The organism is Tepidimonas sp., from assembly GCF_036824975.1.
GTDB lineage: Bacteria > Pseudomonadota > Gammaproteobacteria > Burkholderiales > Burkholderiaceae_C > Tepidimonas.
Map to the genome: position 1 here is coordinate 1 of NZ_DAISZC010000083.1, position 8,293 is coordinate 8,293.

General features: G+C 70.2%; 9 protein-coding genes. 4 read left to right on the forward strand and 5 right to left on the reverse strand.

Going from position 1 to position 8,293, the window contains the following annotated elements; all coding sequences use genetic code 11:
• Nucleotides 1–1,365: bifunctional UDP-N-acetylglucosamine diphosphorylase/glucosamine-1-phosphate N-acetyltransferase GlmU (gene glmU / locus V7Z54_RS08895; RefSeq protein ID WP_334135944.1), on the forward strand; the 1,365-nt coding region annotated here is incomplete at its 5' end.
• A gap of 54 nt (nt 1,366–1,419) precedes the next feature.
• On the opposite strand, the gene V7Z54_RS08900 is transcribed toward glmU, so the two are convergent.
• The 3 genes from V7Z54_RS08900 to V7Z54_RS08910 form a co-directional block, all read right to left on the reverse strand.
• On the reverse strand, nt 1,420–1,698 hold the full coding sequence (locus V7Z54_RS08900; RefSeq protein ID WP_334135945.1) for an SH3 domain-containing protein: 279 nt from the start codon (nt 1,696–1,698) through the stop codon (nt 1,420–1,422).
• A gap of 9 nt (nt 1,699–1,707) precedes the next feature.
• Nucleotides 1,708–1,878 (reverse strand): hypothetical protein, encoded by a 171-nt coding sequence (locus tag V7Z54_RS08905; protein ID WP_334135946.1) that lies wholly within the window; start codon nt 1,876–1,878, stop codon nt 1,708–1,710.
• A 71-nt stretch (nt 1,879–1,949) separates the two neighbouring features.
• Nucleotides 1,950–2,459, reverse strand: a complete 510-nt coding sequence (locus V7Z54_RS08910) for an Lrp/AsnC family transcriptional regulator (protein WP_334135947.1) — start codon at nt 2,457–2,459, stop codon at nt 1,950–1,952.
• Nucleotides 2,460–2,623: 164 nt separating this feature from the next.
• On the opposite strand from V7Z54_RS08910, the gene glmS reads away from it, so the two are divergent.
• Both glmS and V7Z54_RS08920 read left to right on the forward strand, forming a co-directional pair.
• Nucleotides 2,624–4,540, forward strand: coding sequence for a glutamine--fructose-6-phosphate transaminase (isomerizing) (gene glmS / locus V7Z54_RS08915; protein WP_334135948.1), 1,917 nt, complete (start codon nt 2,624–2,626; stop codon nt 4,538–4,540).
• Between the two features lie 271 nt (nt 4,541–4,811).
• Entirely contained in the window at nt 4,812–5,255 is a 444-nt protein-coding gene (locus tag V7Z54_RS08920; RefSeq protein WP_334135950.1) for a rhodanese-like domain-containing protein, read from the forward strand.
• A 181-nt stretch (nt 5,256–5,436) separates the two neighbouring features.
• Here the strand turns inward: V7Z54_RS08920 and selD are convergent, their stop codons facing one another.
• The gene (gene selD / locus V7Z54_RS08925) at nt 5,437–6,516 is read right to left on the reverse strand and encodes a selenide, water dikinase SelD (RefSeq protein WP_443082463.1); all 1,080 of its coding nucleotides are present in this window, start codon (nt 6,514–6,516) and stop codon (nt 5,437–5,439) included.
• Between the two features lie 38 nt (nt 6,517–6,554).
• Between selD and mnmH the strand changes: the two genes are divergently transcribed.
• Nucleotides 6,555–7,616 carry a tRNA 2-selenouridine(34) synthase MnmH gene (gene mnmH / locus V7Z54_RS08930; protein WP_334135951.1) on the forward strand — a complete coding sequence of 354 codons (1,062 nt, stop codon included), beginning with the start codon at nt 6,555–6,557 and terminating at the stop codon, nt 7,614–7,616.
• A 141-nt stretch (nt 7,617–7,757) separates the two neighbouring features.
• Here mnmH and V7Z54_RS08935 read toward each other — a convergent pair.
• Nucleotides 7,758–8,293: SAM-dependent methyltransferase (locus V7Z54_RS08935; protein ID WP_334135953.1), on the reverse strand; the 536-nt coding region annotated here is incomplete at its 5' end.

Here is an 8,293-nt window from a genome sequence, read left to right on the forward strand (position 1 = left end):
GGCACCCGCATGAAAAGCGCGCGCCCGAAGGTGTTGCATCGCCTGGCGGGCATGCCGCTGCTGGGGCACGTGCTGGCGGCGGCGCGCGGGGTGCAGGCGCGCCGCTGCGTGGTCGTCACCGGCCACGGTGCCGACGAGGTAGAGGCCGAGCTGCCCGCGCTGGCCGGGGGGCTGGCCCTGCAAGCGGTGCGGCAGACGCCGCAGCTGGGCACCGGCCACGCAGTGCAGCAGGCGGTGCCGCTGCTGGCCGACGACGGCGTGACGCTGGTGCTGTTCGGCGACGTGCCGCTGACGCGGCCCGAGACGCTGGCCGCGCTGCTGCAGGCGCAGACCGCGGTGGGCGCGGACGCGCTGGCGCTGCTGACGGTGGAGCTGCCCGATCCGCACGGCTACGGGCGCGTGCTGCGCGACGATGCCGGCGCGGTACGCGCCATCGTCGAAGAAAAGGATGCCACCGAGGCCGAGCGTCGCATCACCGAGGTCTACAGCGGCATTCTGGCCGCCCCCACGGCGCGCCTGCGCGCTTGGCTGGCACGGCTGGACAACCGCAACGCCCAGGGTGAGTACTACCTGACGGACGTGGTGCGCCACGCGGTGGCCGATGGTGTCCCGGTGGTGGCGCACCGCATCACCGATGCGGTGGAGGTCGCCGGTGTGAACAGCCCGGCACAGCTGGCCGAACTGGAGCGTGCCTACCAGCGACGCGTGGCCCAGGCGTTGCTGGCGCAGGGGGTGCGCCTGGCCGACCCAGCGCGGCTGGATGTGCGCGGCGAGCTGGTGTGCGGGCAAGACGTGGAGATCGACGTCAACTGTGTTTTCGAGGGCCGGGTCGTGCTGGGCGACGGGGTGCGGGTCGGCGCGCATTGCGTGATTGCCAACGCCACGGTGCAGGCCGGCGCCGTCATCCATCCGTTTACGCACATCGACGGCGAGCGCGCGGGCGTGGTGGTGGGGGACGGCGCGCGTGTTGGGCCGTTTGCCCGTCTGCGTCCCGGCACCCGACTTGGACCCGAGGTGCACATTGGCAACTTCGTGGAGGTCAAGAACGCGACTTTGGCCGCCGGTGCCAAGGCCAATCATTTGGCCTATTTGGGCGACGCGACGGTGGGCGAGCGCGTCAATTACGGTGCGGGCAGCATCACCGCCAACTACGATGGCGCTAACAAGCACCGCACGGTGATCGAGGCCGACGTGCACGTAGGCAGCAACTGCGTGCTGGTGGCGCCTGTCACGCTGGGTGCGGGCGGCACGATCGGTGCGGGCAGCACCGTCACCAAAGACACGCCACCCGGTGCGCTGACGGTGGCACGCGCCAAGCCGGTGACGGTGCCGAACTGGCAGCGGCCCGCGAAGCGGCGCGACTGAAGCGACGCTGGCCCGGGAAGGGGCTGCAGGGACCGTCCGGCGGCGCGGCAGGACTCACCAGCCCCACAGGTGATCGCTGGCCGCCCAGACGGTGCCGGCCACGCCCGGTGCCCGCAGCTGCACCCAGTCGCCTTGGCGTCGCACGGTGGCCAGCACATCGCCATACCGGGCCCGGCCCACCACCTGCCACTGCGGGCCCGGGCCGCTGCGCTGCTTGAGCACGCGTGCCCGTACCACGTGGTGGCGCTGGGGCCCGGTCAGTCGCGCCGCGATCCAGCCTTCGTCGCCTTCGAAGTCGCGCACCTGCAGCCAGTCGCCCTGGCGCTGCAGCACCAGCAGCGGTTAGCCCTGGCGCAGCTGCCACCGGACGTCGCTGTCGGTGCCGGGGCCGGCCCGCAGATGGGCGGTTGGGACACGCACGCTCACCAGCTCCTGCGCCTGGACGGACAAGGTGGCCACCGCCAGCCACAAGGCCAGCGCGGCGCGCGTGACGAGTGAGGATATGCGAACCAAGCAGTGCCTCCTGCAGGAAGCCACGCGAAGCCTGTCGATGATGACGAAGCATCCTACGCCAGCGCGTGGCGCTACGGGGCTGGCGCCACTTGCGGCCGCGCAGCGCGCGGCGGCAGCGGCAGCCGAGTGTCGAACTTAGCGCGCCGCAGGCAAAAGTAGGTCTTGACGGCGCGCACGTTGCCATGGGCGGTAAACAGCCGCTGCGCCAGCGCTTGGTATTCGGCCATATCGCGCACCGCCACCACCAGTACGAAGTCGGGGCCGGCGCTGACCCGGTAGCACTGCTGCACCGCCGGGTCGGTCACCGCCAGCGCCTCGAACGCGTCCAGGTGCTCTACCCCCTGGTGCTCCAGTGTCAGCTCGACGATGGCCAGCAGCCCTTCGCCCAGCGCGGCGGCCAGCCGCTGCGGTTGCAGGATGGCGACACGGCGCTCGATCAGCCCGGCTGCCTCCAGCCGGCGCACGCGCCGCAGCACCGTGGGTGCGGAGACCCCGCAGCGTGCGGCCAGCGTGGCCAGCGGGGCGGCGGCATCGGTTTGCAAGTGTTCGAGCAGGAGCAGGTCGATGTGATCGAGTTGCATAAACGACAGATATTTGAAAGAAAGTTTTGAGTCTGGCGCTAGATGAAAAAAGAGTTTACGGGAAGCATATAAATGTAATCCAATATCGTCTTATCGGGCTTATGCTGAATCTATTGCGCAGGCCCCGTGGGGGGCAGCGGCGTTTTTCCGGAGGATGGATCGATATGTGCGGCATCGTCGCGGCGGTGGGTGATCAGGATGTGGTGCCGGTGCTGGTGCAGGGCCTGCAGCGGCTGGAGTACCGCGGTTATGACTCGTGTGGGTTGGCGCTGCATTTGGGCGCGCCGTTGCTGGGCACCGTGCGTGCCGGCGGGCTGGTGCGCGCGCGCAGCACGGCGCGCGTGGCCGAGCTGCAGGCGCAGGTGCGCGCCGACGGGTTGCGTGCCGCCACCGGCATTGCGCACACCCGCTGGGCCACACATGGCGTGCCCGCCGTGCACAACGCGCACCCGCACTTCAGTCACGGGCCGGGGGTGCGCGCGGGCGAGCGCCCGGCGCGCGTGGCGCTGGTGCACAACGGCATCATCGAAAACCACGAGGCGCTGCGCGCCGAATTGATGGCGCGCGGCTACGTGTTCGACAGCCAAACCGACACCGAGGTCATCGCGCACCTGATCGACAGCTGCTACGAAGGTGACTTGCTCGAGGCGGTGCGGGCGGCCACCACCCGGCTTCACGGTGCATATGCGATTGCGGTGCTGCACCACGATGAGCCGCAGCGGCTGGTGGGCGCGCGCGCCGGCTCGCCGCTGGTGCTGGGCATTGGCACGGCAGGCGACGGCCCCGCGGCGCACTACCTGGCCAGCGACGCGTTGGCGCTGGCCGGCGTCACCGACCGCATCGTCTTCTTGGCCGAAGGGGATCTGGTGGACGTCGGGCTGGGCCGCTACCGCATCGTGGGGCGCGATGGCCGTGCGCTGGACGCCGCGGCGCGCCCGGTGCGCACCGTGCAGGTGGGCAGTCAGGACGTGGCGCTGGGCCCGTACCGGCACTACATGCAAAAGGAAATCTTCGAGCAGCCGCGCGCGCTGGCCGACACGCTCGAAGGCGTCGAGGGCATCGTGCCGGAGCTGTTTGACGACCACGGCATCCGCTCGCGCGCGGCCTGGCGCGTATTTGCCGAGATCGACCGCGTGCTGATTCTGGCTTGCGGCACCAGTTATTACGCGGGCTGTGTGGCGCGACACTGGCTGGAATCCATCGCGCGCATTCCTACTACGGTGGAAATCGCCAGCGAGTACCGCTATCGCGACAGTGTGCCCGACGCGCGCACGCTGGTGGTCACCATCAGCCAAAGTGGCGAGACCGCCGACACGCTGGCGGCGCTGCGCCATGCGCAGGCGCTGGGCATGACCCACACGCTGACCATCTGCAACGTGGCCAGCAGCGCCATGGTGCGCGAGTGCGAGCTGGCCTACGTCACGCGCGCGGGGGTGGAGATTGGCGTGGCCAGCACCAAGGCCTTTACCACCCAATTGGCCGCGCTGTTTTTGCTGACGCTGACCCTGGCACAGGCCAAGGGGCGGCTGAGCGCCGACGACGAAGCGCGCCACCTGCGCGCCATGCGTCACCTGCCGGTGGCGTTGCAGGCGGTGCTGGCGCTGGAGCCGCAGGTCATCCGCTGGGCCGAAGATTTTGCCGCCAAGGAGCACGCGCTCTTTCTGGGGCGTGGCCTGCACCATCCGATTGCGCAGGAAGGCGCCCTGAAGCTGAAGGAAATCAGCTACATCCACGCCGAGGCCTACCCGGCGGGCGAGCTCAAGCACGGGCCGCTGGCGCTGGTCACCAACGCCATGCCGGTGGTGGCGGTGGCGCCCAACGACGCGTTGCTGGACAAACTCAAGAGCAACCTGCAGGAAGTGCGCGCACGCGGCGGTGTGCTGTACGTGCTGGCCGACGCCGACACCCACATCGGCAGCGGCGACGGGCTGCACGTGATCCGCATGCCCGAGCACTATGGGCCGCTGAGCCCGATCCTGCACGTGGTGCCGCTGCAGCTGCTGGCTTACCACGCGGCGGTACTGCGCGGCACCGACGTGGACAAACCGCGCAACCTGGCCAAGAGCGTGACGGTGGAGTGAGTCGGCGCGCTGCTCGGGTTGAACCGAATGCCGCAGTGCGCAACCCGTCCCGAGCCGGGAAAGCCAGCGTTCGGATGCGCGCGTGAAGCGCTCAGCCGGTGTCGTTGTCGCGGTATCAAAAGACGGGCGTGTCCGGGTGCGCGCGTCAAGCGCGCCTGAGCGCGCGTGATGGCGCAAGTGGTGGCATCGCCACAGTCCGGTAACATCAGCGCTTACTGATGATGTGATTGATGCGGGAGCTTTCAAGATGCCACGCGCACCGACCCTCGCCATGGCAGCCTGTTGGGTGGCTAGCCTGTGGCTGGCCAGCCCCGCCCAGGCCAACGACAAGGCGGCCGTCATCGACGAGATCGGCGCCTACCTGGAGTTTGTGGACTACGGCGGCGGGGTGATCTTCGCCGAGCAGATTCCGCGTGAGGAATGGCCGCGCGTGTTCGTCATCGACGCGCGCGACGCGGCACAGTACGCGCGCGGTCACATCCCCGGTGCGGTCAACATCGAGTGGCGGCAGGTGCTGGCGCGTCGCCACGAGATCCCGCGCGACCGCATGGCGCTGATCTACTGCAACACCGGCTCGCTGTCAGCGCAGGCGGGGTTGGCGCTGCGCGTGGCGGGTTGGGACAACGTGCGCATTTTGCAGGGTGGCTTCGAGGAGTGGAAAGCCAAGGGGGGTTTCGATGCGGCTGCCCGGGCCACGGCACCGGCGCGGCATTGACGGGGGCTTGGGTGCGCCTGCCTCCCACCCGACCACGCGCCGTCCTATCACGCGGGCGACACCCGTGTGGGCCTCCGCCGCGGGCGGCGGTGCGATACCAGGTCCAGACCGCGCCCGCTCGGCTTAAGCGCGCATCCGGATGTGGGGCCAAGTACGCCACAACGCTGCGTTGCAGCGGGTGTCAGCGCAGGCACACACTTGGGGGTGTGCCGGCTGGGGCGGCCTGCAGATGCCCGATCACCCAGCCGGGCCTGCCCTGCGCGCGGGCAAACGCGGCCTGCACCGCATCCAGCGCGTCGGGCGCGCAGGCTACCAGCAGCCCGCCGCTGGTCTGCGGGTCGGTGATCAGCGTCTGCCATAGCGCCTGCTCGGGTTGTGGCAAGGCCGACAGGTCCACTGCGTCGCCGTAGCTGGCCCAGTTGCGCCCTGAGGCCCCGGTGGCGATACCCTGTCGCAACAGAGCCCAGCTGACGTCGAGCACGGGCAGGGCGGCACGGTCCACCGTGGCCACCAGACCGGCCGCGCGGCACAGCTCCAGCAGATGCCCAGCCAGGCCAAAGCCCGTCACATCCGTCATCGCATGCACACCGGGCAGTGCGCCCAGCGCTGCGCCAGCGCGGTTGAGCAGCGTCGTCCAGCGCCGCATCTGGGCGTAGCCATCGGCATCCAACACGCCCTTTTTCAGGGCGGCGGACAAGAGGCCCACCCCCAGCGGCTTGCCCAGCACCAGCACGTCGCCGGGCTGCGCGCCAGCGTTGGTCTTGACGTGATCCGGGTGCACGGTGCCGATGGCAGCCAGCCCGTAGATGGGCTCGACGGTGTCGATGGAGTGGCCACCAGCCAGCGCCACCCCCGCCGCGCGGCAGCCCGCCGCACCGCCTTCGAGCACACGGGCAATCACCGCCTCGGGCAGCTGGTTGATCGGCATGCCCACCAGCGCCAGCGCCAGCAGTGGCTGGCCTCCCATGGCATACACGTCGGACAGCGCATTGGTGGCGGCGATCACCCCGAAGTCGAACGCGTCGTCCACCACCGGCGTGAAAAAGTCGGTGGTGGCCACCAGCGCCAGGTCGTCGCGCAGGCGATACACTGCGGCGTCGTCGCTGGTGGCCGTGCCCACCAGCAGCTCGGGTGGTGCCAGGTGCGGCGGCACCTGGGCCAGCAGCCGCTGCAGCGCCGCCGGGGCGATTTTGCAGCCGCAGCCGCCGCCGTGCGCCCAGGCGGTTAGTCGGTTTGGGTCGCGCGTATCGGTCGTCATCATCGTTGCACCTGCCCTACGGCAGACCACGCCAGCTTGCCATGGTCGCCAAACCGGATATTGTCACCCTGGATCAGATCGGTGCCTTCGATACGCTGATCGATGCCCGCAGCCCTTCGGAGTATGCGCTCGATCACCTGCCGGGGGCGGTCAACTGGCCTGTGCTCGACGACGAGGAGCGCCGCCTCGTCGGCACCCTATACAAGCACGCTGGCGCGTTTGAGGCGCGGCGCATCGGTGGGGCGTGGGTGGCGCGCAATATCGCCCGTCACATCCAAAGCGTGATGCAAGACAAGCCCGCTCACTGGCGCCCGCTGGTCTATTGCTGGCGCGGCGGGCAGCGCAGCGGCGCCTTCGTGCTGTGGTTGCGCCAGATCGGCTGGGCTGCGGCCCAGTTGCAAGGTGGCTATAAACAGTATCGGCGTTGGGTCGTGGAACAGCTACAGGCGCTGCCGCCACGGTTCGACTGGCGGGTGATTGGTGGCCCCACCGGCAGCGGCAAGACACGCCTGCTGCAGGCGCTGGCGGCGCGCGGCGCGCAAGTCCTGGACCTGGAGGCGCTGGCGCGGCATCGCGGCTCGATTCTGGGGGCGTGGCCGGATGGGCAGCCCCAGCCCAGCCAAAAGGCGTTTGACACCGCGCTGGTGGAGACGCTGCGCCGCTTCGACCCCGCGCGTGCGGTGTGGGTGGAGGCCGAAAGCCGCAAAATCGGCGCCGTGCAGTTGCCCGAGGCCCTGACGATGGCGCTGCAACACGCCCCGCGCGTGCAGGTACACGCGCCGTTTGCCGCGCGGCTGGCACTGGTGCTGCAGGACTACGCGTGGCTGGGGCGCGATCCGGCGGCGCTGGCGCAACGGCTGCTGGCCTTGCGCGGCCTGCAGTCCAATGAGACATTGGCCCGTTGGCAGGCGTGGGCGCGGGCGGGCCATCTCGCTGACTTGTTCGCTGAGCTGATGACGCACCACTACGACCCGCTGTACCGGCGTTCGCTGGCGCGCGGTGGCCAGCCGCCCTGGCGCACCATCGAGCTAGACACTCTGGACGCCGCGGCGCTGGCGTGCGCCGCCGAACGCCTGCTGGATGAAGCCGGGCCGCGCCGCTGACGGTGACCCCCGCTGCCCAGACGCAGTAGGGCAGGACAGATGCGGTGCTGTGCGGTCCGGTGGCCCGGCGGACCGACGGTGGCTTGCCGCGGCAGGCCACTGGCCCGATGGACCCGCTGGTGCCCGCGAGTGCGCCGCCACTCAGATTGGCGCTTCTGCCGTCTGCGCCGGCGCAGCGCACCGGGCGCGCTCGCGCAACGGCGCGCCCGATGATGGTGTCGCCTGCAGCGCCTGCGCCCCCACCCCCACCAGCACCACGGTCGGGCGTCCGCGGTGCAGCACGCTGGCCTGCGCCAGCGTGTCCACGGTGTGCTGGGTGTGGATGACATCGGGCCAGCCGGCGCGCGAGACGACCGCCACCGGGGTGCTGGCGGCCCAGCCCACGTCCAACAGCTGCCGCGCCAGTGCGGGCAGCTGCTTGCCCGCCATGTAAAACACCTCGGTGTCGGTGTGGCGTCCAGCAGCGAGGGTATGCTCGCGTGTCATGGCCGTGGTCAGCGCCACGCTGCGCCCGCGTCCACGCCGGGTCAGCGGCCGCTGGGCGTCGGCGGCGGCGGCCAGCGCGGCGGTCACGCCCGGCACCACCACGGTGTCGTGTCCGGCAGCGCGCACCACGGCCAGCTCTTCCTCCAGGCGGCCGAAGACGCTGGGGTCGCCGCCCTTGAGCCGCACCACCC

What these genes read in the sequence shown, in the direction of transcription:
- V7Z54_RS08910 (WP_334135947.1), bottom strand. Translation starts at nt 2,459, where the DNA reads ATGCAACTCGATCACATCGACCTGCTCCTGCTCGAACACTTGCAAACC.
- glmS (WP_334135948.1), top strand. Translation starts at nt 2,624, where the DNA reads ATGTGCGGCATCGTCGCGGCGGTGGGTGATCAGGATGTGGTGCCGGTG.
- V7Z54_RS08920 (WP_334135950.1), top strand. Translation starts at nt 4,812, where the DNA reads ATGGCAGCCTGTTGGGTGGCTAGCCTGTGGCTGGCCAGCCCCGCCCAG.
- selD (WP_443082463.1), bottom strand. Translation starts at nt 6,516, where the DNA reads ATGATGACGACCGATACGCGCGACCCAAACCGACTAACCGCCTGGGCG.
- mnmH (WP_334135951.1), top strand. Translation starts at nt 6,555, where the DNA reads ATGGTCGCCAAACCGGATATTGTCACCCTGGATCAGATCGGTGCCTTC.